Below are 25,011 nucleotides of genomic sequence, written 5' to 3' on the forward strand. Positions count from 1 at the left end.
AATTATCTTTCAATGATTGGGATTAAAGTACCAACACGTTTTGTCCTATAACCCTCTTTTAGTGTAAATTGAGAAGAATTGCATTGACTTTGCATTTATGTTATTATTAGGAGTGCATAATATACTACAGAAATTTGGGCGTATTGCCCTTCGAGGAGGACATATTTTAAATGAAAGCAACTGTAAATCCTGTTGATCAACACGTAGTAACGTTAACTATTGAAGTACCTGCAGCAGAAGTAGATAAAGGCATTAAGCAAGCTGTAAAACGCATTGCAAGTCAAGTAAACATTCCTGGCTTCCGTAAAGGTCATGCACCTCGCCGTATTTTGGAAATGAACTTCGGCAAAGACGCTATCATGGAAGAAGCATTCGAAGTATTGGCTAGCCAAAACTACAGTGCTGCACTTCGTGAAAACGATATCGTTCCTGTATCTGAACCAGAAATCGAACGCGAACAATTCGAAGAAGGTAAAGACTTGATTTTCAAAGCTACTGTAACTAAACGCCCTGAAGTTAAACTTGGCGACTACAAAGGCTTAGAAGCTGAAAAACAAGATGCTACAGTAACTGATGAACAAATCGAAGAACAATTGAACAACATCCGTGAACAACAAGCAAAAATGGTTGTTGCTGAAGAAGGCGCTACAATTCAAAAAGACGACTTCGCAGTAATCGACTTCGCTGGTTCCGTTGATGGCAAACCATTCGATGGTGGTGAAGGTAAATCCTACCCATTGCAAATCGGTTCTGGTAGCTTCATTCCTGGCTTCGAAGATCAATTGATCGGCGCTAAAGCTGGCGATGATGTAACTGTAAAAGTAACATTCCCTGAAGACTACTTCGTAGCAGAACTTGCTGGTAAAGAAGCAGAATTCAAAACTCATATTCATGATATCAAACGTAAAGAGTTGCCTGAATTGAACGACGAGTTCGCAAAAGAAGCAAGCTCTTACGAAACTATTGAAGAATTGAAAAAAGATCTTCGCGCTAAAATGGAAGAAGAAGCTTCCCGTCGCGCAATCGATACTTACAATGCTGACTTGATTCAAACAGCTGTTAAAAATGCTACTGTTGAAATCCCAGAAGTAATGATTGAAGATCGTGTAGAACAAATGATTCAAGAATTGGCTATGAACATGGAAGGCCGTGGCTTGAAACTTGATGACTACTTGAAATTCTCCAACAAAACTATCGAAGATTTACGTTCTGAATACAAAGATTCCGCAGCTGAAAACGTACGCGCTGATTTAGTATTAGACGCTATTGCAACTGCTGAAGGTATCGAAGTAACTCCAGATGATATGAACCGTGAAATCTTCATTATGGCTCAAAACTTTGGGGCAGATCCTAAAGAAGTTTGGGATATTATTGCAAAAGAAGGTCGTGTAGCTATGTTGGCAGGCTCTGTAGCTCGCAAAAAAGCAGCTCGATTCATTATTGATAATGCAAAAGGCGCTGAAGCGGCTAAATAATAGTTTGCTCAACTAGGTACATGAAAAGGTGAATATATGTATGTACCAATCGTAGTTGAACAAAGTGAACGCGGTGAGCGTTCCTATGATATTTACTCTCGCTTGTTAAAGGACCGCATTATCTTCCTAGGTGGACCTATTGATGATAATGTAGCAAATGCGGTTATTGCGCAAATGTTATTCCTAGAAGCAGAGGATCCTGATAAGGATATCCATTTGTACATTAATAGCCCCGGTGGTGTTGTAACTGCCGGCATGGCTATTTATGATACTATGCAATATATTAAACCAGATGTGTCTACCATTTGTGTAGGCTCTGCAGCAAGCATGGGGGCAGTGCTTTTAACAGCAGGTGCCAAGGGCAAACGTTATGCGTTGCCTCATGCACGCGTTATGATTCACCAACCATTAGGTGGTGTTCAAGGGCAAGCATCTGAAATTGAAATCCATGCCCGTGAGATTCTTCGTATGCGTGAAGAATTAAATGGTATCTTAGCTTCTCGCAGTGGACAAGATATTGAAGTAGTAGCTCGCGATACAGATCGCGATAACTTCATGAGTGCTCAGGATGCCGTTGAATACGGCTTAATTGATGAGGTGCTCACAAGAGAACCTGTAGAAAGCAAGTAATGGAGGCGCCCATTGGCAAAAGATAAAGACACTATGCGCTGCAGTTTTTGTGGACGCACAAGCGAAGAAGTCCGCAAATTAGTAGCGGGTCCTAACGTATATATTTGTGATGAATGCGTTGAAGTATGTGAACGTATTATTGCTGATGAGTTAGGTGACGTAGAGACGGACGACTTCAACTTAAAAGAATTGCCAACGCCGAGAGAAATTAAAGCTCATCTTGACGAATATGTTATTGGTCAAGATGATGCTAAAATCTCTTTAGCTGTGGCTGTATATAATCACTACAAACGTTTACAAACAGATAATGTAGTTGATGATGTAGAATTACAAAAGGCTAATGTTTTATTCATTGGTCCTACTGGTAGTGGTAAAACACTATTGGCTCAAACCTTAGCGAAAATGCTAGAAGTACCATTTGCTATTGCAGATGCTACAAGCTTAACTGAAGCTGGTTATGTAGGGGAAGATGTGGAAAATATCTTGCTCAAAATTATCCAAGCTGCAGATTATGATATAGCTCGGGCTGAACGTGGCATTATTTATATCGATGAAATTGATAAGATTGCACGTAAGTCTGAGAACCCTTCCATTACACGTGATGTGTCTGGTGAAGGCGTACAACAAGCATTACTTAAAATCTTAGAAGGTACCGTAGCTTCTGTTCCGCCTCAAGGTGGTAGAAAGCATCCAAATCAAGAAATGCTTCAAATTGACACTACAAATATTCTCTTTATTTGTGGTGGTGCATTTGATGGTATGGACAAGGTTATTACTAAGCGTACCGCTAAGAAAACCCTTGGTTTTGGTGCAGATGTACAACGTAAAGAAGAACGTAATATATCGGCTATCTTGAAGGATGTTGTACCTGAAGATTTATTGAAGTTTGGCTTAATCCCTGAGTTCATTGGTCGTTTGCCAGTAATGGTAACATTAGATCAATTGGATAGAGATGCATTGATCCAAATTTTGACAAAGCCTAAAAATGCATTAACAAAACAATATGAAAAAATTCTATCCCTTGATGGTGTAGAATTAACTTTCACTGAAGATGCATTAGAAGAAATCGCTGATGAAGCATTACAGCGAAAAACAGGTGCTCGTGGTTTGCGTGCTATCATTGAAAAGGTGATGAAACGCGTTATGTTTGAAGTTCCTTCCATGCCGGAAGTAACTAAGTGCATAGTTAATCGTGAATCCGTGTTGAGCACAGGTGAACCTATACTCAAAAATGAGGCAGACCAAGACATCCAGTTGAAATCGTAATTCGAAGAAACTCATTTCTGTGTAGGAATGAGTTTCTTTTCATAATATAAATACCTGGAGGAAGTATGAATTTACTCGAAATTGGGATTCCAACCGTACCCCTTAGAGGCATGGTTGTATACCCGAATATCGTGATTCACCTCGATATCGGTCGAGACAAATCCATTAAAGCGGTAGAAGCCGCAATGAACGAGGATCGCATTTTAGCAGTTGTCAGCCAAAAGGATGATGCTGTTGATTCGCCAACTGTTCATGACTTAGCCCAAATGGGTACATTAGTAAAAATTAAGCAAATGTTACGCTTGCCAGGTGGTATTGTACGTGTTCTTGTAGAGGGCATTACACGTATTCGCGTAATGAATATAACAAGTATGGATCCGTACTATGTAGGGGACTACGAGCGTGTAGCCTCCGAATTTGAAGACGATGTTGAGTTAGAAGCCTATCGTCGTTTAGTGCAATCTAAGTTTGGCGAATGGGCTGAAGAGGCCAAATCTGTTACCGATGAAGGCGTAACACGGGTTATGGAATTACGTGACCCTTGTGAATTAGCTGACCAAGTTGCGTTCTTGTTGCCTATTAATAATACTAAACGCCAAGAGTTACTTGAAGAGTTATCCGTAGCTCGTCGTTTAAATATGATCGTAGGCATCTTGAATATGGAATTACAAATTTCTGATTTGGAAAATTCTATTAATAATCAAGTTCGTCAATCTATGGAAAAAGCGCAAAAAGAATATTTCTTGCGTGAAAAAATCCGAGTTATCCACGATGAGTTGGGTGACAAAGGAGATCCAGAGGAAGAAGCAGAAGAGTTACGTGTTAAATTGAAAGCACTCAACCTTAGCGAAGATGTACATGAACGTATCGATAAAGAAATCTCTCGTTATAGTCGCATGCCTCAATTGATGCCAGAAGCAACTATTTTGCGCAATTACCTAGATTGGGTGTTAGCGTTACCTTGGAACGAATTGACTGAGGAACGCTTAGATATTAAAGAGGCTCATGATATGCTTGAGGCTGATCATTATGGCCTTGAAAAGGTTAAGAAACGCATCCTTGAATTCTTAGCTGTTCGTAAGTTAACTGGTAAGAATAGTGGCTCCATTCTTTGCTTAGTTGGACCACCAGGTGTTGGTAAAACATCCTTGGCTACGTCTATAGCTAAAGCAATGAACCGTAAGTTCATCCGTGCATCTTTAGGTGGTGTACGTGATGAAGCTGAAATTCGTGGCCATCGCCGTACGTATATTGGTGCATTGCCTGGTCGTATGATTCAAGGCCTCAAGAATGTAGGCACTAAGAACCCTGTATTCTTATTGGATGAAATTGATAAACTTGCATCTGATTATAAAGGCGATCCATCCTCTGCATTGTTAGAGGTATTGGACCCTGAACAAAATAGCACATTTAGTGATCACTTCATTGAAGTACCATTTGATTTCTCCGAAGTATTCTGGATTACAACGGCTAATGTTGCATCCAATATTCCAGGTCCATTGTTAGATCGTATGGAAATTATCGAATTATCTAGCTATATGGAACAAGAAAAATTAGAAATTGCTAAGCGCTATTTAGTACCTAAACAAATCAAGAAAAATGGCCTTGAAGATTACAAGGTTAAATTATCTGATGCAGTGTTGAAAAAGGTAGTTTCCGAATATACTCGTGAAGCGGGTGTTCGTACCTTAGAAAAAACGATTGCTAAGATTTGTCGTAAGATTGCTTATAAAGTCGTTGAAGAAGGTGGGGATGCACCGAAAGTAACGACAAAAAATCTTCCCGAATTCTTGGGTGCACCAATTTTTGTTGACCAAGAGCGCGAAAAGAAACCGCAAATTGGCTATGTAAATGGTCTAGCTTGGACTTCTGTAGGTGGCGTTGTATTGACATGCGAAGCAACAACTATGAACGGTACAGGTAAACTTGCATTAACGGGTAGCTTAGGTAAGGTTATGCAAGAGTCTGGTCAAGCTGCAATGAGCTATATTCGCCACAATGCAAAAGCCTTAAAAATTGAAGATGATTTCTATAAGAAACTCGATATACACGTTCACTTGCCAGAAGGTGCAACACCTAAGGATGGCCCTTCCGCAGGTATTACGATGACATTGGCTATGGTATCTATTTTAACAAACCGCAAGGTTCGTTCTGATATTGCCATGACTGGTGAAATTACATTGCGTGGCCGTGTACTACCAATCGGCGGTTTAAAAGAAAAGTTATTAGCAGCCTTGTCTAATGGTATTAAAGAAGTATTGATTCCTAAAGGTAATGAAAAGGATATTGCAGAATTACCTGATATTGTAAAAGACGGTCTCATTATTACGCCAGTTAAGACAATGGATGAAGTATTAGCAAAGGCACTTGTGTAATGCAAAAAAAGAAAAAATCCACTAAACAAATGGGCCCAAAACCACAATATACACGAAAAGAACCGAAGGGGCCTCGTATTATAGCAGCAAAATATAATACTTCCTGTGTTAAGGCTGATCAATATCCTGAAGGGGATACTGTGGAAATAGCCTTCATCGGGCGCTCTAATGTGGGCAAATCTTCGTTGATTAACTCGTTGTGTAATTATCGTGGGTTGGCTCTCGTTAGTGGCCAACCAGGTAAGACTAAGACAATTAACTACTTTGATATTGAATCAAAAGAGGATATTTCTGAAACAGAGGAACGCAGATATAACTGGTTTCTCGTAGACCTTCCTGGTTATGGTTTTGCAAAGACAAATAAGGGAAACCGCAACTTGTGGTCTTCCTTTATTGCCGATTATATTTTACATTCTGAACGATTGATGTTGTTGTGCTTACTTATCGATGGCCGTCATCCAGAGATGCCTATCGATAAGGTGGCCTATGATTGGCTTATTGAGGCTGGTGTACCATTACAAATTGTAGTTACTAAAGCTGACAAACTAACGGCTAAAGAGAAGTCTGCGAACTTGGCTAAAATTAAGGAAATGTATCCAACGAATACACCGCCTATTTTATATAGCTCCTTAAAACACACGGGACGTGAACTTTTACAACAACGCATCAATAAAGTTCTAGTAGGAGATGAAGCATGAGTCAAACCAATGAATTAGAGATTATGGAACGCATTGCTCTAGATTTAGAGGGTGTGGAAGAGTCTCTTGCATCATCTTTTAATACAGGTGCAGAAGACTTTAATGCACTGATTCGACCATTATCTGCTGCAGGTGGCAAGCGCTTGCGCGCGCAATTATGTTTATTGATTGCTAATGCAGGTACATCTGTAGAACGTCAGCGTATTAGAATTGCTGAAGCCGTAGAGATGCTTCATTTAGCGACTTTGATTCACGATGATGTGTTAGATCAAGCAGAGATTCGTCGAGGTGAAGAAACGATACATATGCATAAAGGAAATAAGGTAGCTATTCTTAGTGGTGATTACTTGTTTGCTAAAGCATTCCAAATTGTATCTGAAATGCCTAATATGAAATATTTGCAGATTTTTTCACATATCATTACTTGCCTTGTGGAAGGCGAGTTTATGCAGATGGAAGATGTGTATCGCATCGATCAAGGGATTGAACGGTATATGACTAAGACCCAAAAGAAAACAGCTGACTTTATGGAAGGCTGTATGGAACTTGGTGGCCTATTAGGGAGCTGGAGCGAATCTGAAATCGTTGAGTTGAAAAAATATGGTCATGCTCTGGGCATGGCATTCCAAATTACTGATGATATTATGGATTATCGTGAAACAACAGCGACGACTGGTAAACCCGTGGGGAATGATCTTCGCGAAGGTTTATTGACATATCCGTTGTTAAGTATCGTTAATGATGACAATAAAGATAAATTGCTTGAGGATATTAAAGCCTTGAATAATGGCGGCGATGAGCAGGCTATTATCGACTATGTTATCGGTCAAGGCGGTATTGATAATACATTAGCTGTAGCTGATCAATATTGCAAAGATGCTTTGGCAGCACTCGACGCTGTTCGTGATTTCCCAGGCAAGGAATTCCTTGTGATGGCGGTAGAGAATTTAGCCGATAGAAAGGTATAATATGGAACCATTCGAACCAAAACCGGACTTCGAATATCCCATACAGAAACCTTCTTTTGATAGTGTAGTTCGTCAAAAACGTCGCGAAGCTAAATTAAAGGCTGAACAAGAACAGTATAAGGTGGTAAAACAACAGGTTCCGGAGGAATCGGATGACGAGCCAATTTATACTGAAATGGAACAGAAAATGATGGATGAGGCGAGGGAAATATCCCTTGTTGGCCATCTATCTGAATTACGAAAACGCCTTATTATAATGGCTGTTGCAGTTGTTATAGGAACTTGTATTTCTTATTATTATGTAGACTTCTTATTGGAAATACTTCTAAAGCCGGCTGGTAAGCTCTATTATATGAAACCGACTGAGGCCTTCTTTACCTATATGAAGGTGTCCATAGTAGGTGGTCTTATTATAGGAGCGCCTATTATATTGCATCAGATTTGGCTATTTGTTAAGCCCGCTCTTACGGTGCGAGAAAAGCAGCTATCTAACTGGATTTTACCAGTTGCAATAGGCCTATTTGGCATAGGTATTGTATTTTCTTATTTCCTTGTACTACCGGCAGCCGTTAAGTTTTTTATGGGCTTTGCTACAGACGAATTACAACCGTTATTTTCCATCGGTCAGTACATGGACTTTGTATTGTCCTTTGTTCTACCCTTTGGATTTATCTTTGAGTTGCCGTTGATTTTAATCATCTTGGGATATTTCAACTTAATTACATCACGTTTTTTAAAAACGAAACGTAAGATATTTATTCTTATATCCTTTATCATAGGTGCTGTCATTTCACCAACACCGGATATGTTCTCTCAAACGATGATTGCATTGCCTATGATATTGCTATATGAAACGAGCCTATTTGTATTGGCTAAGATTATGAAGCGCTAAGGAGTTTATTTAGGAGGAACGATGAAAACCTACGAAAATTTAACCACTTATAACCCCGGTGAAATAGAAGGGAAATGGTATTCTTATTGGGAAAACCAAGGATACTTTCACGAAGAAGTAGACACAAATAAAGAGCCATTTAGTATCGTGTTGCCGCCTCCTAATGTAACTGGTATGTTGCACATGGGCCATGCTTTAGATAATACATTGCAAGATATCCTTATTCGTTTCAAACGCATGCAAGGCTACAATGTATTGTGGATGCCAGGTACTGACCATGCTGGTATTGCTACACAAATTAAAGTAGAAGAAATGCTCGCTAAAGAAGAAGGCAAATCTCGCTATGATTTAGGCCGTGAAAAATTCGTAGAACGCGTATGGGAATGGAAAAAAGAATACGGCGATACTATTGTAAAACAAATCCGTAGCTTAGGCGCATCTTGTGACTGGTCTCGCGAACGCTTTACATTAGATGAAGGGTACTATCATGCTGTGCGTGAAGTGTTCGTAAAACTTTATGAAAAAGGCTTAATCTATCGCGGTGAACGCATCATCAACTGGTGCCCTCGTTGTGCTACTGCTTTATCTGATGTTGAAGTTGAACATGAAGACGAACATGGCCACTTATGGCATATTAAATATCCTGTAAAAGGTGAGGATAATCGTTTCGTAATTGTTGCTACCACACGTCCAGAAACAATGTTCGGTGACGTAGCAGTAGCAGTAAATCCTGATGATGATCGTTATAAAGACCTCATCGGCAAAACATTGATTTTACCATTTGTTAATCGCGAAATTCCTGTAATTGCCGATGATTATGTAGATGCTAGCTTCGGTACAGGCTGTGTAAAAATTACACCTGCTCATGACCCTAATGACTTTGAAATGGGCCAACGTCATAATTTGGAATCCATCGTTGTTATGAACAATGATGCGACAATGAATGAAGGTGCTGGCAAATTTAATGGCATGACTCGTGAAGAAGCTCGTAAACAAGTTGTAGCTGAACTCAAAGAACTAGGCTTGCTTGAAAAAATCGATGATCATGACCATGCGGTAGGTCATTGCTCTCGTTGTAACACAATTATTGAGCCAATGGTATCTAAACAATGGTTTGTAGATATGAAACCATTGGCAGAACCAGCTCTTAAAGTTGTTAAAGATCACGAAGTAGAGTTCGTTCCTGAACGTTTTACAAAAACATATGTAAACTGGCTTGAAAATATTCGGGACTGGACAATTTCTCGTCAATTATGGTGGGGTCATCGTATTCCTGCATGGTACTGCGATGATTGCGGTGAAACAATCGTTAGTCGTGACGATATTACTGAATGTCCTCATTGCCACGGTCATGTTACACAAGATCCAGACGTTTTAGATACATGGTTCAGCTCTGGCTTGTGGCCATTTGCTACCATGGGGTGGCCTGAACAAACTCCTGAGCTTAAACAATGGTACCCAACAAGTGTTCTTGTAACTGGTTACGATATCATCTTCTTCTGGGTAGCTCGTATGATCTTCATGGCTCTTGAGTTCGAACATGAAATTCCATTCAAACATGTATTTATTCATGGTCTAGTTCGCGACAGTCAAGGCCGTAAAATGAGTAAATCCTTGGGCAATGGTATTAATCCTCTTGAAGTTATCGACCAATATGGTGCAGATGCATTGCGCTTTACTCTTGTTACTGGTAACACACCAGGTAATGATATGCGCTTCTATATGGAACGTGTTGAGGCTAATCGTAACTTTGCCAATAAGATTTGGAATGCATCTAAATTTGTATTGATGAATCTTACAAATTATGATGAAAGCTTCATTCCAACTGCAGATGATTTGACATTAGCAGATCAATGGATTGTTCAAAAATATAACGAAACAGTACAAAGTGTAACGTCTAATCTCGACAAATTCGAGTTGGGTGAAGCTGCAAGTTCCGTATATGATTTCATTTGGAACACATACTGTGACTGGTATATTGAGCTAGCTAAACCTCGTTTATATAACGATGGTAATGAACGTGATCGTCGTACTGTTCAATATTTACTCGTAACAATCTTGCGTCATATGCTTGAATTATTACATCCATTTATGCCGTTCGTAACAGAACATATTTGGCAACATTTACCTCATGAAGGGGATAGCATCGTTGTTGCAAAATGGCCTGAAGCATTAAAATTTGATAATCTTGAAGGTGCAGCACGTCAAATGGAAGTTATGATGGATGCTATCAAAGGTATTCGCAATATGCGTGCTGAAATGAATGTGCCTTTAGGTAAAAAAGCTGAGGTTATTGTGGCGCCAACAGATGAAGCATTGGCTCAAACTGTAGCAGGTCATAGCGATTACTTCGTAACATTAGCTTGGGCTGAGAAGGTAACTATTCTTGGTGACTATGATCCAAAACCAGAAAATGCAACTGTAACAGTTGTAAATGGTATGGAAGTATACCTCTTGCTTAAAGACTTAATTGACGGCGAAAAAGAAAGAGAGCGTATTGCAAAGGAAAAAATCCAAATGGAAAAAGAAATTTCCCGTTTGGAAGGCAAATTGTCTAACCAAGGCTTCCTCGCAAAAGCTCCAGAAGCTGTAGTAGCAAAAGAAAAAGAAAAGTTAGAAGAATATAAACAAAAACAACAAGCGTTATTGGAACGTGAAGCGTTCCTTGAAACCTTATAATAGGAGGTTTATATGACATATCAAGAGGCCTTAGCCTATTTAGAACAGGCATCTTCATTCGGTATTAAGCCTGGCCTTGAACGAATTACAGCACTTATGGAAGCCCTTGGGAATCCACAAGAAGACTATAAGATTGTTCATGTAACAGGAACGAATGGTAAGGGCTCGGTTACCTCATATATTTCCTACGCACTGTTTACAAGTGGACTACGGGTGGGGCGATTTACATCGCCTCACCTTCAATCCTATACGGAGCGAATTCAAATCAATGATGGAAATATAACAGAGGAAGCCTTTGGTGAATTAATTAGTCGTGTAAAAGTGGCAGTTGATACTATCATTACTAACGGCATAGAAGCGCCAACGCAATTTGAAATTTTGACGGCTGCTGCCTTTTTGTTCTTCAAAGAACAAGATGTGGACTATGCGGTGGTGGAAGTTGGCTTAGGTGGATTACTAGATTCTACTAATATCGTGACACCAAAGGTATCGGTTATTACCAATGTAACAATAGACCATCAAGCGTATTGTGGTGATACTATTGAGGAGATTGCACATCACAAGGCAGGGATTATTAAATCTAAAATTCCTGTTGTAACGGCTGCACAGGATGCTCCTCTTCGTATTATTGAAGAGGTAGCTAAAGAGAAACATGCTAGAGTGTATGCTTTCAATAAAGACTTTGGTATCGATAGCCGTAGTGCTGTAACTGGTGGTCAAATGATTACGGTTAGTACTAATGATACCGCTCCTGCAATGTTATTTACGACGATGGCAGGTATCCACCAATCTGTTAATCTTGCGTGTGCATTAATGGCTGTACGGTTACTGATGAAAGAAGATACTAACATCAGTGAAGAAACGATGCGTGAAGGATTTGCTCGCACTACGTGGGCAGGTCGATTTGAAGTTAAACGAGGCTTGGATCGCACCTTTATCTTTGATGGTGCTCATAATGCGGCAGGTGCTGAATCTTTCAGTATGACCTATGCTGAGCTATTTAAGGACGCCCCAAAAACGATTGTGATGGCAATTCTTAAAGATAAAAATCAAGATGCTATTATTCGTGAAGTAGTTAAGGCAGGGGATACGGTTCTCGTAGTACCTGCACCAACAGATAGAACAGAAGTACCAGAGGTTTTGGTTGAAAAAATACGTCACATTGTTCCAAAAGCTGTAGCCCAAACAGCTGATTCTGTTGAAGACGCATTGGCTTTAGCCTACAAACATACAAAGAATGGTGATATTATCGCTGTTTGTGGTTCTTTATATATTTTAGGAGATGCTCGTCAGTGGTTTAACCATGAGATGAGTCACTAAGGTGAGCCTATGGAACTCTCACTTATTCCTAATCAGAAGAGAATTACGTTCTATATCGAGCGTCTAATTTATGGTGTGGTGGTTGCTATGCCATTACAACCTATGGTGGGGGATGTACTCCTGTGGCTAGCGATAGGACTTGCTTTATATGATTTGATATCTAGTAAATCACTGAGTTTACCGACGGGTTATTTATCCTGGTCTGTTATGATATTTGTGGTATGGACTGGCATATCTGCACTAGTATCAGAAAATTGGGATTGGTCAATTCAAAGTTGGTTTTATCAAATCGTAGCCAGCGGAGGCATGTATTATCTAGTTCGCACATACATTCAAACACCTAAACAGTGGAATTATTTTCTTCGTGCTCTATTAGGTACTGCTGTTCTGGTGTGTATCATAGGTGCTTATCAATATGTATTTGTTCCTAATATCCATATAAAAGAGTGGGTAGATGCAGCACAGTTCCCAAAATTGATGCGACGCATGTCTTCCACCTTACAAAATCCTAATTTGTTGGGAGCCTATCTATTGATGGTGCTCAGCGTATGTATCAGCTATATCTTGGTATATATGAAAGAAAATCGTACCCGCGAAGTCGTTACGATGCTCGTTATAGGTATTATATTATTCTTAACGATGCTACTAACCTATTCTAGGGGAATTTGGATTAGCTTTGGAGCGATGATTTTGTATTGGGCAATCTTTGTGGAACGAAGATTATTCTTATCTTTATTAGCAGTGCCAGTAATTTTATATTTTTATGATGGTGAAATAGCTTCAAGGTTGTGGTCTATATTCCAAGGCCATGATACATCAGCTGATCTTCGATGGGCTTTATGGGATAGTACCATGTATATCGTACGTGAAAATCCTATCTTTGGTATTGGGTGGAATACATTTTACTTAGTATATCCAGATTATAACTATTATATTCAAGGACCTCACGTCTTGATGTATCATGCCCATAATTTGTATCTCAATATATTAGCTGAATCAGGCATCCCAGGATTGATATCATTCCTAGCAGTTATTATTGGTCATGTTATTACATCTATAAGACTTGAAGGGGATATATTCCGCCAAGCTGCACAAGTTGGTGTAGGTGCGTTAGCTATAGGTGTTTTATTTAGTGGCTTATCCGATTTTGAGCTATATAGTCATCAAGTAACCATCGTATTTTGGCAATTGTTTGGTTGGGTAGGGGCTTTTGTAAAAGTTCAGTTATCTGCTGATAAATCTGCATAATTGTAATATCTTGTATAATTAGCATGTTTTATGGTAGATATATAATTTCATAATATGGTATAATTAATACATACCTTGGGTAGGTACGTATTAGGTAGTATAACCGGTTTTCTAATGTTAGACATAATTGAACATTATCGTTAGCATTTGAAAGCCGGTTTTTTGTATATCATTGTATCTTTATAGGGAGGTGTAAGGTCTAGTTCTTGTATATGAGATGTTGTTTTATATTGAAAAGGGTCTATATATTGTATAGAGAGAGTTCGATTTAATTGAAAAACATCAATATATGCCATATATCGATGATTCCTGTGAGTTATAACGATGTGAATAAAACTTATGTGGAAATGTGAAAATCTATGCATTTTAATCATAATGCTAATCAAAGTGTGATAAAAAATACATTTTAGTCATATAAGTTGACAATGCATTGGATGTGGACTACGATGAAGTCGGTTTAAGGAACGACCAAGAGATCAAACTGTCGTTTATACAATGTTACTCTTAAAGGAGATGGTAATGGTGATAGACATCAAAGACCGCGTTAAATGTGCGGCCCTCCAAGGTAAAATTGTCACTGCTTATGATGCAGCTCTTTTGATTAACCCTAACGATAAAGTTGGTATTTCCGGCTTTACTCCATCTGGTTATGCAAAAGCAGTGCCATTGGCATTGGCAGAAAGAATGGAAAAAGAACCATTCAAAATTGATTTGTGGACAGGTGCTTCCGTAGGTGATGAAGCTGATGGCGCGTTAACTCGTGCTAACGGTATCAATCGTCGTTTCCCATATCAAACAAATGGGGATACACGTAAAGCCTTAAATAGCGGTGCTGTTAAATACATTGATATGCATTTAAGCACAATGGCACAAAATGTTCGCTATGGCTTCTTTGGTGATTTAGATGTAGCAATTATTGAAGCTGCACAAATCAACGAAGATGGCTCCATTGTTCCAACTACATCTGTTGGTAACTCTCCAACATTTGTTAGCCAAGCTAAAAAAGTTATCGTAGAAGTGAATGTATCCCAACCACTTTCCTTGGTAGGTATGCATGATATCTATGAACCACTCGATCCACCACATCGTAAACCAATTCCATTGGAAACACCTGGTGATCGTATTGGTACTGAAGCAATTCCTTGTGATCCAAGTAAAATTGTTGCAGTAGTACCTTGTGATGTTCCTGATACAACAAGACCTTTGGCACCTATCGATGATGATGCAAAAGCAATGAGTCAACACCTTATCAAATTCTTCGAACAAGAAATTGCAGAAGGTCGTTTACCTAAAAACTTGCTTCCATTACAATCTGGTGTAGGTTCTGTAGCGAATGCTGTAATCAGTGGTCTTGCTAAAGGCCCATTCACAGATTTGTCCATCTATACAGAAGTAATCCAAGATGGTATGTTCGACTTGATCGATGCAGGTAAAGTAACTGTATGTTCTGGTACTGCATTAAGTCCTTCTCCAGATGGGTTGAAACGTTTCTATGCGAATATTGATGAATACCGTAAAAAAATCATTCTTCGCCCACAAGAAATTTCCAACAACCCTGGTATTGCTCGCCGTATTGGTGTCATTGCCATGAATACCGCTATCGAATTTGATATTTTTGGCAATGTAAACTCTACTCATATTATGGGTAGCAAAATGATGAATGGTGTTGGTGGTTCTGGTGACTTTGCACGTAGTGCATATCTCACTATTTTCTGCACTAACTCCGTTGCTAAAAATGGCGACATCAGTTCTATCGTTCCATATGTATCTCATGTGGATCATCCAGAACATGACACTATGATTTTCTGTACAGAACAAGGTGTTGCTGACTGCCGTGGTTTGAGCCCAGTGGAAAGAGCTCGTTTGATCATTGAAAAATGTGCTCACCCAGACTACAAACCTATGTTAACTGAATACCTAGAAAAAGCATTAGCTGCAACAAAGAATGCCCATACACCTATGTTGCTTGATGAAGCTCTTTCTTGGCATAAACGCTTCACAGAAACTGGAAGCATGAAAAAATAACCTGTTTTTTTAGGAGGATGATGAAAACATGGCTTACGAAAACTTAAAAGCCCAAATTGCTGAGTACAACAAACTTTGTGACGAAAAAAGTGCAAAAACTCCAGAACGTCAAAATTTAAAATACAACCGTGTATATACACCAGTTGATATCGAAGGTTTTGACTATGAACGTGATTTGGGTATGCCTGGCGAATTCCCTTACACTCGTGGCGTACAACCTACTATGTACCGTGGTCGTTTCTGGACAATGCGTATGTATGCAGGCTTCGCTACAGCAGAAGAATCTAACAAACGTTACCGCTACCTAATCGAGTCTGGTGCAACTGGTCTTTCCTGTGCATTCGACTTACCTACACAAATTGGTTATGACTCCGACGATGCAGTTGCAGAAGGCGAAGTTGGTAAAGTAGGTGTAGCGATTGACTCCTTGGCAGATATGGAAATCTTGTTCGACGGCATCGATCTTGGTAAAGTATCCACATCCATGACAATCAACGCTCCAGCATCCGTTTTGTTGGCAATGTACATCGCAGTAGCTGAAAAACAAGGCGTACCTTCCACAGAATTGAAAGGTACAATTCAAAATGATATTTTGAAAGAATACGCAGCTCGTGGTACTTACATTTTCCCACCAAAACCATCCATGCGTTTGATTACTAATATCTTCGAATATTGTTCTCAAAATGTTCCAAAATGGAACACAATCTCCATCTCCGGTTACCATATCCGTGAAGCAGGTTCCACAGCAGCTCAAGAAATCGCATTCACAATTGCTGATGGTATCGCATACGTAGAAGCAGCTTTGAAAGCTGGTCTTGATGTTGATACATTCGCTGGTCGTCTTTCCTTCTTCTGGAATGCTCATAACAACGTACTTGAAGAAGTTGCTAAATTCCGTGCATCCCGCCGTTTATGGGCAACAATCATGAAAGAACGTTTTGGTGCTAAAAAACCAAAATCCATGATGCTTCGTGTACATACTCAAACAGCTGGTTCCATGTTGACTGCACAACAAGTTGATAACAACATCGTTCGTGTTGCTCTTCAAACTGCAGCTGCTGTAATGGGCGGTACTCAATCCTTACATACAAACTCCCGTGACGAAGCGTTGGCTCTTCCTACAGAAGCATCTGTACAAGTAGCTCTTCGTACACAACAAATCGTGGCTTACGAATCTGGTTTGGCTGACGTAGTTGACCCATTGGGCGGTTCCTACTATGTAGAAGCTATGACTAACGCTATCTATGACGAAGCTATGGCATACATCAAGAAAATTGATGAAATGGGCGGCGCTGTAGTAGCAATCGAAAAAGGCTACATCCAAAAAGAAATTCAAGAATCCGCTTACAAATGGCAAATGGAAGTTGAATCTGGCTTGCGCACAATCGTTGGCGTAAACAAATTCCAAGTTGAAGAAGAAGCTCCAAAAGACTTACTTCGCGTAGATGCTTCCGTTGGTGTTAACCAATCCAAGAAAACTCAAGCAGTTCGCGCTAACCGCGATCAAGCAGCAGTTGATAAAGCATTAGCAGCTCTTAAAGCTGGTGCAGCTGATGAAAACGTTAACTTGATGCCATTAATTCTTGATGCAGTTAAAACATATGCTACTTTGGGTGAAATTTGTAATGTATTGCGCGAAGTATTCGGTGAATACGAAGCTCATTCCACATTATAATATCGGCTAATTTCGGAGGTAATTAATCATGGCAGAAAAACGTATTAGAGTAATCGTAGCAAAACCAGGTCTTGATGGTCATGACCGTGGTGCAAAAGTAGTAGCACGCGCACTTCGCGATGCTGGTTTCGAAGTAATCTACACTGGTCTTCGTCAAACTCCAGAACAAATCGTAGAAGCAGCTCTTTCTGAAGACGTTAATGTAGTTGCATTATCCCTTCTTTCTGGTGCTCATAACACATTGTTCCCTAAAATTGTTGAACTTTTGAAAGAAAAAGGCATGGGCGATGTACTTGTAATCGGTGGTGGAGTTATTCCTGACGCTGATATCCCTGGCTTGAAAAAAGCTGGCGTAGCAGCAGTATTCACACCTGGTACACCAACTGGCGATATCGTTAAATTCATCAACGAAAACGTTAAATAATTAATTGGGCAAGAGAGGGGTTCAACTGAATGGTTGACTCCCCTCTATTCCCATATTTTAAGATAGGTGGTGAGGCGAGTGGATTTAGTTAAAGAACTTTTTGAAGGTTCCCGACTAGCCTTAGCACGGTCCATAACAGCTGTAGAAAACGAGTATGAAAATGCCATTGATATTATGAAGGCAATTTACCCTAAAACAGGGAATGCACGTATTCTCGGTATTACTGGGGCCCCTGGTGCTGGTAAAAGTACTTTGACTGATAAAGTTGTTAAACATTATCTAGATCAAGGTAAAAAAATCGGCATCGTTGCCATCGACCCAACAAGCCCATTCTCTGGTGGTGCTATCTTGGGGGACCGTATTCGAATGAATGATTTGACATTAAATGAAAATGTATTTATTCGAAGCATGGGCACGCGTGGTAGTCTTGGTGGTTTATCCAAAAAGACTGCGGACGTTGTAAAACTCATGGATGCCTTTGGCATGGATTTAGTAATCATTGAAACAGTAGGTGTAGGTCAATCCGAAGTAGATATCGTTAAAAATGCAGATACTACATTGGTAGTACTTGTTCCTGGTCTCGGTGATGATATCCAAGCTATCAAAGCGGGTATTCTTGAAATTGGCGATGTATTTGCTATCAATAAAGCTGACCGAGATGGTTGTGATCGTTTGAATGTAGAAATTGAAATGATGCTTGACCTAGACTCTCGTGAAGTAAAATGGCGCCCACCAATTAAGCGCACAATTGCTAGCAAGGACCAAGGCGTAGATGAACTCATCGACGCTTTAGATGAACATTTTGAGTATCTTGAAGATTCTGGTGAATTGGAATCTCGTCGGGCAGAACGTACTCGTGATGAAATCATCGCAATGATTAATGAACAAATTGGTCGTTATGTAGCTGATAAAATCGTTACAAGCGACGAATTTAATAGCCAAGTGGCAGCTGTTAACGAACGCGAAAGCGATCCATACACAGTTGTTAACGGCGTAATGACAAGCGTGCTAAAGTAGACGGCGACTACATAGCATTAGAGATTTAGCCTTGAAAAGGAGATAATCGAAATGGCTTTTAAAGTATTACAAGTGGATCACATCGGTATTGGTGTTAATGATTTAGCAGCAACTAAAGAATTCTATAAAAATGCATTGGGTATTGAACATCTTCCTGAAGATGAAGTGGTTGAAGAACAAAAAGTAAAAGTATCCTTCTTCCCATGTGGCGATGCTGAACTTGAATTCTTAGAAACTACAACTCCAGATGGCCCTATCGGTAAATTCATCGAAAAAAATGGCGGTCGTGATGGTATCCAACACGTTGCATTGCGCGTTGATAATATTGAAAATGCTATTGCTGATTTGATGGCTAAAGGCGTTCGTATGATTGACGAAAAACCTCGTTACGGTGCAGGCGGTTCCTCCATTGCTTTCTTACATCCAAAAGCAACAGGTGGCGTATTGCTTGAATTATGTCAACGTATGAAATAATACAGTATCCAATTCACATCATTATGTATGAGTAATAGATATACATATTCATATAATCACTAGTTATATATTAAATATGTATGCATGCTTGAACTTTAATTATTTATGAAATAAAATGATACTGTAACAAGTTTTATTTGGAGGTGCTATAATGGCAACAGTGCAAGAAAAAATCGAGTTATTGCACGAAAAACTAGCTAAAGTTAAAGCTGGTGGCGGTGAAAAACGCGTTGAGAAACAACATGCTCAAGGCAAAATGACTGCTCGTGAACGTTTGGCTAAATTGTTCGATGATAACTCTTTCGTTGAACTTGATCAATTTGTTAAACATCGTTGTGTTAACTTCGGTCAAGAAAAGAAAGAATTACCAGGCGAAGGTGTAGTAACTGGTTATGGTACTATTGACGGTCGTTTAGTATATGCATTTGCACAAGACTTCACTGTAGAAGGTGGTTCTCTTGGTGAAATGCATGCTGCTAAAATCGTTAAAGTACAACGTTTAGCAATGAAAATGGGTGCTCCTATCGTTGGTATCAATGATTCCGGCGGTGCTCGTATTCAAGAAGCAGTAGATGCGCTTGCTGGTTACGGTAAAATTTTCTTTGAAAATACAAATGCATCTGGCGTTATTCCACAAATTTCCGTAATCATGGGCCCATGTGCAGGTGGTGCTGTATATTCTCCAGCATTAACTGACTTCATCTACATGGTTAAAAACACATCTCAAATGTTCATCACTGGTCCTGCAGTTATCAAATCTGTAACTGGTGAAGAAGTAACAGCTGAAGACCTTGGTGGTGCAATGGCTCACAACTCTGTGTCTGGTGTTGCTCACTTTGCAGCTGAAGATGAAGATGATTGCATCGCTCAAATTCGCTACTTATTAGGCTTCTTGCCATCCAATAATATGGAAGATGCTCCATTAGTAGATACTGGCGATGATCCAACTCGCGAAGACGAAGGCTTGAACAGCTTGTTGCCTGATAACAGTAACATGCCATACGACATGAAAGATGTTATCGCAGCTACTGTAGATAATGGTGAATACTATGAAGTACAACCATTCTATGCTACAAATATTATTACTTGTTTCGCACGTTTTGACGGTCAATCCGTTGGTATCATTGCTAACCAACCAAAAGTAATGGCTGGTTGCTTGGACATCAATGCATCCGACAAATCTTCCCGTTTCATCCGTTTCTGCGATGCTTTCAATATTCCAATCGTTAACTTCGTTGACGTTCCTGGTTTCTTGCCTGGCACAAATCAAGAATGGGGCGGTATCATTCGTCATGGTGCTAAAATGTTGTATGCTTACTCTGAAGCTACAGTACCAAAAATTACTGTTATCACTCGTAAAGCATACGGCGGTTCTTACCTCGCTATGTGTTCCCAAGATTTGGGCGCTGACCAAGTATACGCTTGGCCTACATCCGAAATCGCTGTAATGGGTCCTGCTGGTGCAGCTAACATTATCTTCAAGAAAGACGAAGATAAAGATGCTAAAACAGCTAAATACGTAGAAGAGTTCGCAACTCCATACAAAGCTGCAGAACGTGGCTTCGTAGACGTTGTAATCGAACCAAAACAAACTCGTCCAGCAGTTATCAACGCTTTGGCAATGCTTGCAAGCAAACGCGAAAACCGTGCTCCAAAGAAACATGGTAATATTCCATTATAATTCGTTTCGATAACAAGAACATCGAATTTGGGAGATACCTTTCTTTACTAATTTTTTAGAAAGGGGAATGATTATGGAAGGACAAGCAGTTACTACCAATCCTTGGTTAATCATGGCCATTAATATGACAGTTGTATTTGTTGTGTTGATTCTTTTAGGTGTTTTAATGACAATTGTTCATTTGATTGACCCTACTAAGAAGAAAAAAGAAGTACCAGCAAGTGCACCTGTTGCGGCTCCAGCAGCTACTCCAGTGGCTGCACCAAGTGCATCTGCTCAAAATGAGGATGAAGTAGTAGCAGCTATCGTAGGTGCCATTGTGGCGATGGGGTACTCATCTGAACAAATTGCATCTATCCGACCTACAGCAACCAGTGCTAAATGGCGCTTGGAAGGTCGTTTAAGCGGTAGAGGTTAATAAAATTTTAGGAGGCATTTGTAATGAGCAATGCTACAACAACTAACGGTAAAGCTCCATCTCAAGATGTAGTAGCAGTAATCGTTGGTGCATTAGCGGCAATGGGTTATTCCGCTGATCAAATCGCGCATATCCGTCCAATCGTAAGCTACAATTGGAAAATGGAAGGCCGTTTGCGTGGTAATCGATAAGATTATAGGCTAATTTGATAATCCAATAGATTATCTAATTTATATGTGTAAAATAAATTTATAAGTATTGTGTAGACATACACATTTTGGAGGAATTTAAGATGAAAAAATTCAACGTTACAGTAAATGGCACAGCATATGATGTAGAAGTTAATGAAGTAAAAGGCGCAGCTCCTGCAGCGGCTCCTAAAGCAGCTCCAGCAGCAGCTCCAAAAGCAGCTCCTGCTCCAGCTCCAGCTGCAGCAGCAGCTCCAGTTCCAGCAGGTGCTGAAACTGTAAAAGCTCCAATGCCTGGCAAAATCTTATCTGTAGCAGTATCCGCTGGCCAAGCAGTTAAAAAAGGCGAAACTTTGTTAATTCTTGAAGCTATGAAAATGCAAAACGAAATCGCAGCTCCACATGATGCTGTAGTTGCAGAAGTTCGCGTAGCTGCTAACCAAACTGTATCCACTGGCGACGACATGGTTGTTCTTGGTTAATACCAAGTTGTGTGTGACGCGGCTAGTCCGCGTCATATAACAATTTTATATTTGTGAAAGGGGAACGCATATGGAGGCTTTTGCTGTTGCGATTCAATCTGTTATAACTGATAGCGGGTTCCTCGCATTTACAACAGGCAATGCTATTATGATTCTTGTAGGTTTGATCCTATTGTACTTGGCATTTGCTAAAGAGTTTGAACCATTATTGTTGGGTCCGATTGCGTTTGGTTGTGTACTTGCTAATATTCCTCGTAATGGCTTCGAAGAAGGCGTTATGGCTCTTATTAGTGCAGGTATCTCTCAAGAAATCTTCCCACCTTTAATTTTCCTTGGTGTAGGTGCAATGACTGACTTTGGTCCACTCATTGCTAATCCTAAAACATTGCTTTTAGGTGCTGCCGCTCAAATCGGCGTATTCGTTGCATTAGGTGGCGCAATGATGCTTGGCTTTACTGCTCAAGAAGCAGCTGCTATCGGTATCATCGGTGGTGCTGATGGCCCTACATCCATTTACTTGGCTACTAAGCTAGCTCCTCATTTATTAGGTGCAATCGCGGTTGCTGCATATTCTTATATGTCTTTGGTACCGTTGATTCAACCACCTGTAATGAAATTATTCACTACGCAAAAAGAACGCGAAATTGTTATGGAACAATTGCGTGAAGTTACACGTTTTGAAAAAATCGTGTTCCCAATTGTTGCAACGATCTTCATTTCCTTATTACTTCCTTCCATTACATCCCTTTTAGGTATGTTGATGTTAGGTAACTTGTTCCGTGAATCTGGCGTAACTGAACGTTTGTCCGATACATCTCAAAATGCATTGATCAATACTGTTACAATCTTCTTGGCAACTGGTACTGGTTTAACAATGAGTGCGGAACACTTCTTAAGCGTACAAACAATTCTTATTATTTGCTTAGGCTTAGTTGCATTTATCGGTGGTACTGCTGGTGGCGTATTATTCGGTAAATTGATGAGCTTAGTAGATGGTGGTAAAACAAATCCACTTATTGGTTCTGCCGGTGTATCGGCGGTTCCAATGGCAGCTCGCGTATCTCAAGTAGTAGGTGCGAAAGCTAACCCAGCTAACTTCTTGCTCATGCATGCTATGGGTCCAAACGTAGCTGGCGTTATTGGTACAGCAGTAGCAGCAGGTACAATGCTTGCTATGTTGTCTACTAAATAATAATTAAATAATTATTCACCAAGGTGTGCCTAATTAGGTACACCTATTGGTGAATACAAAAACCCTTCAAATTTATGTATTCATGCATAAATAGGGTATATTTGCAATAAATGCTTTTCAGATCGGTCATTAGGTGGTACAAGAATTCACAGAATAACCTTCTAGTGCTTTGAATATAGTAGAGGTGGTCACTTGTTATCAATTGAATTAAAAATACTGATTTGTTTTATTTGGGCATTTATTGTATTTTTTATTACTGCACTGATTATCGGTAATAAAGGAAAAGCTAAATGGTTTCAACGTAGAACTAAATATACTTGGTTTAATCGCCGAGGCTTTTTAGGGGAAGCGTTATTTTTTGGCTATCCTAAAACTAAAGAGGGTTATGGTATAACTTTTTTGATGGCTTCTGCTATCAGTATTGTAGGCTATATTTTATATCTCATCTAATGCAATCGGTGCATTTCTCTGAAGGGAGATGATGATGTATGGGTACTGCGGAACAAACCTTAATCGTCCTTGCAGTCATGGCTGTTTTATTCGTTACGGAAATTATTCCTTTAGCTATTACTTCTCTAGGCGGCGCAATTACTTTAGGTCTTATGGGTATTATTACTCCTAAGGTTGTATTCTCTGGTTTATCTGATAGTACAGTTGTGTTGTTCGCTGGTATGTTCGTTGTTGGTGCTGCATTGTTCTACACTGGTTTAGCTCAAAAAATTGGGGAAACAGTAGTATCTCATGCAGGTACTAGCGAAAATGGCTTAATGCTTGCTATCATGGTTGTTACAGCTACGATGTCCGCATTCTTGTCCAACACTGGTACAACTGCTGCTTTACTTCCTGTAGTTGTTGGTATCTGTGCTGTTGCGAAGATTCCTGCATCTCGCCAATTGATGCCTTTAGCATTTGCTGCAGGTATCGGTGGTATCATTACAATGGTTGGTACACCTCCAAACATTATTGTAAGTGGTACATTAACTAAATTTGGTGAACAACCATTTGGTTTCTTCGAATTCGCTTGGATCGGTATTCCTTTGACTGTTGCTACTATCATTTTCATGATGCTTATTGGTAAACACTTGCTACCTAAACATGAAATTTCTGATGCTGGTGACGTTGAACAAGAAGTAGCTGCTGAAGATATTTCTAATGATCCTAAGAAACAATTATTCTCTGGCCTTATTCTTTTAGGCGTAATCATCGCTATGATTTTAGGTGACTTCCTAAAAGGCTATGGTATTAACTTACCATTGAGCATGGTTGCAGTTATTGGCGCAATGCTTTGCGTATTAACTGGTTGCTTGAACGAAAAACAAGCTTACACATCCATTGACTGGGTAACAATCTTCTTATTCGCTGGTATGATGCCAGTAGCAACTGCACTTGACCAATCTGGTGCAGGTAAAATGATTGCAAATGCAGTTATTGGCGTTATGGGTTCTGACCCTAGCCCTTACTTTGCAACAGCTGTATTGTTCATCTTGTCTTGTGTTATGACTCAATTCATGTCTAACACAGCATCTTGTGCATTATTGGCTCCTATCGGTATCTCCATTGCTCAAGGTATGGGCGCTGACCCTCATGCTGTATTGATGGCTATCGGCGTTGCTGCATCTTGTGCATTCGGTACACCTGTAGGTACACCTCCAAATACATTAGTACTTGGCCCTGGTCAATACAAATTTACAGACTATGTAAAAGCCGGCGTTCCATTGATTTTAGTTTGCTTCGTAGTAAGCTTAATTATCATTCCAATGGTATGGCCATTCTTCCCTGGTAAATAATAGGGGATAGGTTACTCTACTATAAAGCACATACGAGGTCGAATCGTAAGATTCGGCCTCGTTTTTTACTGTCTCTTATACACATCTCCGAGCCCAC

22 protein-coding genes are annotated in these 25,011 nt (G+C 39.8%); all 22 read left to right on the forward strand.

All coding sequences use genetic code 11. The annotated features are described in order from the left end of the window. The first annotated feature begins 170 nt into the window (after positions 1 to 170). On the forward strand, positions 171 to 1,475 hold the full coding sequence (tig, locus tag QZ334_RS00860) for a trigger factor (RefSeq protein WP_105085923.1): 1,305 nt from the start codon (positions 171 to 173) through the stop codon (positions 1,473 to 1,475). Positions 1,476 to 1,511: 36 nt separating this feature from the next. Further along, positions 1,512 to 2,105, forward strand: a complete 594-nt coding sequence (gene clpP / locus QZ334_RS00865) for an ATP-dependent Clp endopeptidase proteolytic subunit ClpP (protein ID WP_005385987.1) — start codon at positions 1,512 to 1,514, stop codon at positions 2,103 to 2,105. A gap of 12 nt (positions 2,106 to 2,117) precedes the next feature. Beyond that, entirely contained in the window at positions 2,118 to 3,371 is a 1,254-nt protein-coding gene (gene clpX / locus QZ334_RS00870; protein ID WP_105085922.1) for an ATP-dependent protease ATP-binding subunit ClpX, read from the forward strand. A 65-nt stretch (positions 3,372 to 3,436) separates the two neighbouring features. Continuing rightward, complete coding sequence (gene lon, locus QZ334_RS00875; RefSeq protein ID WP_295231160.1) at positions 3,437 to 5,746, forward strand: endopeptidase La; 2,310 nt, start codon at positions 3,437 to 3,439, stop codon at positions 5,744 to 5,746. Further along, complete coding sequence (gene yihA, locus QZ334_RS00880; RefSeq protein ID WP_129823194.1) at positions 5,746 to 6,444, forward strand: ribosome biogenesis GTP-binding protein YihA/YsxC; 699 nt, start codon at positions 5,746 to 5,748, stop codon at positions 6,442 to 6,444. Before lon ends, yihA begins: the two co-directional genes overlap by 1 nt. Beyond that, on the forward strand, positions 6,441 to 7,412 hold the full coding sequence (locus tag QZ334_RS00885; protein ID WP_295231164.1) for a polyprenyl synthetase family protein: 972 nt from the start codon (positions 6,441 to 6,443) through the stop codon (positions 7,410 to 7,412). The genes yihA and QZ334_RS00885 overlap by 4 nt, the downstream gene beginning before the upstream one ends. A 1-nt stretch (position 7,413) precedes the next feature. Further along, on the forward strand, positions 7,414 to 8,304 hold the full coding sequence (tatC, locus tag QZ334_RS00890) for a twin-arginine translocase subunit TatC (protein ID WP_295231167.1): 891 nt from the start codon (positions 7,414 to 7,416) through the stop codon (positions 8,302 to 8,304). A gap of 21 nt (positions 8,305 to 8,325) precedes the next feature. Beyond that, the gene (locus QZ334_RS00895) at positions 8,326 to 10,983 is read left to right on the forward strand and encodes a valine--tRNA ligase (RefSeq protein WP_295231170.1); all 2,658 of its coding nucleotides are present in this window, start codon (positions 8,326 to 8,328) and stop codon (positions 10,981 to 10,983) included. Positions 10,984 to 10,995: 12 nt separating this feature from the next. Further along, the gene (locus QZ334_RS00900; protein ID WP_295231173.1) at positions 10,996 to 12,303 is read left to right on the forward strand and encodes a bifunctional folylpolyglutamate synthase/dihydrofolate synthase; all 1,308 of its coding nucleotides are present in this window, start codon (positions 10,996 to 10,998) and stop codon (positions 12,301 to 12,303) included. A gap of 9 nt (positions 12,304 to 12,312) precedes the next feature. Further along, positions 12,313 to 13,551, forward strand: a complete 1,239-nt coding sequence (locus QZ334_RS00905; protein ID WP_105085915.1) for an O-antigen ligase family protein — start codon at positions 12,313 to 12,315, stop codon at positions 13,549 to 13,551. A 519-nt stretch (positions 13,552 to 14,070) separates the two neighbouring features. Next, complete coding sequence (locus tag QZ334_RS00910; RefSeq protein ID WP_060924000.1) at positions 14,071 to 15,576, forward strand: acetyl-CoA hydrolase/transferase family protein; 1,506 nt, start codon at positions 14,071 to 14,073, stop codon at positions 15,574 to 15,576. A 28-nt stretch (positions 15,577 to 15,604) separates the two neighbouring features. Further along, positions 15,605 to 17,251: an acyl-CoA mutase large subunit family protein gene (locus QZ334_RS00915; protein ID WP_005386006.1), complete on the forward strand. Its 1,647-nt coding sequence runs from the start codon at positions 15,605 to 15,607 to the stop codon at positions 17,249 to 17,251. 28 nt (positions 17,252 to 17,279) lie between these two features. After that, complete coding sequence (locus QZ334_RS00920) at positions 17,280 to 17,675, forward strand: cobalamin B12-binding domain-containing protein (protein ID WP_060923999.1); 396 nt, start codon at positions 17,280 to 17,282, stop codon at positions 17,673 to 17,675. A gap of 78 nt (positions 17,676 to 17,753) precedes the next feature. Then, complete coding sequence (gene meaB, locus QZ334_RS00925) at positions 17,754 to 18,692, forward strand: methylmalonyl Co-A mutase-associated GTPase MeaB (protein ID WP_060923998.1); 939 nt, start codon at positions 17,754 to 17,756, stop codon at positions 18,690 to 18,692. A 51-nt stretch (positions 18,693 to 18,743) separates the two neighbouring features. Further along, positions 18,744 to 19,166 carry a methylmalonyl-CoA epimerase gene (gene mce / locus QZ334_RS00930; RefSeq protein ID WP_005386012.1) on the forward strand — a complete coding sequence of 141 codons (423 nt, stop codon included), beginning with the start codon at positions 18,744 to 18,746 and terminating at the stop codon, positions 19,164 to 19,166. 151 nt (positions 19,167 to 19,317) lie between these two features. After that, complete coding sequence (mmdA, locus tag QZ334_RS00935; RefSeq protein ID WP_105085914.1) at positions 19,318 to 20,847, forward strand: methylmalonyl-CoA decarboxylase subunit alpha; 1,530 nt, start codon at positions 19,318 to 19,320, stop codon at positions 20,845 to 20,847. Between the two features lie 73 nt (positions 20,848 to 20,920). Beyond that, positions 20,921 to 21,265 (forward strand): methylmalonyl-CoA decarboxylase subunit delta, encoded by a 345-nt coding sequence (gene mmdD, locus QZ334_RS00940; RefSeq protein ID WP_105085913.1) that lies wholly within the window; start codon positions 20,921 to 20,923, stop codon positions 21,263 to 21,265. A gap of 23 nt (positions 21,266 to 21,288) precedes the next feature. Further along, positions 21,289 to 21,456, forward strand: a complete 168-nt coding sequence (mmdE, locus tag QZ334_RS00945; protein WP_004696483.1) for a methylmalonyl-CoA decarboxylase subunit epsilon — start codon at positions 21,289 to 21,291, stop codon at positions 21,454 to 21,456. 101 nt (positions 21,457 to 21,557) lie between these two features. Beyond that, positions 21,558 to 21,935, forward strand: a complete 378-nt coding sequence (gene mmdC / locus QZ334_RS00950; protein ID WP_295231178.1) for a methylmalonyl-CoA decarboxylase subunit gamma — start codon at positions 21,558 to 21,560, stop codon at positions 21,933 to 21,935. A 70-nt stretch (positions 21,936 to 22,005) separates the two neighbouring features. After that, entirely contained in the window at positions 22,006 to 23,127 is a 1,122-nt protein-coding gene (mmdB, locus tag QZ334_RS00955; protein ID WP_295231181.1) for a methylmalonyl-CoA decarboxylase subunit beta, read from the forward strand. A gap of 192 nt (positions 23,128 to 23,319) precedes the next feature. Beyond that, complete coding sequence (locus QZ334_RS00960; RefSeq protein ID WP_295231184.1) at positions 23,320 to 23,577, forward strand: hypothetical protein; 258 nt, start codon at positions 23,320 to 23,322, stop codon at positions 23,575 to 23,577. Between the two features lie 38 nt (positions 23,578 to 23,615). Then, on the forward strand, positions 23,616 to 24,914 hold the full coding sequence (locus QZ334_RS00965) for an SLC13 family permease (RefSeq protein WP_295231186.1): 1,299 nt from the start codon (positions 23,616 to 23,618) through the stop codon (positions 24,912 to 24,914). Positions 24,915 to 25,011: the final 97 nt, after the last annotated feature.

The sequence above is a fragment of the Veillonella sp. genome (assembly GCF_019414865.1).
In the GTDB taxonomy this organism is placed as follows: domain Bacteria; phylum Bacillota; class Negativicutes; order Veillonellales; family Veillonellaceae; genus Veillonella.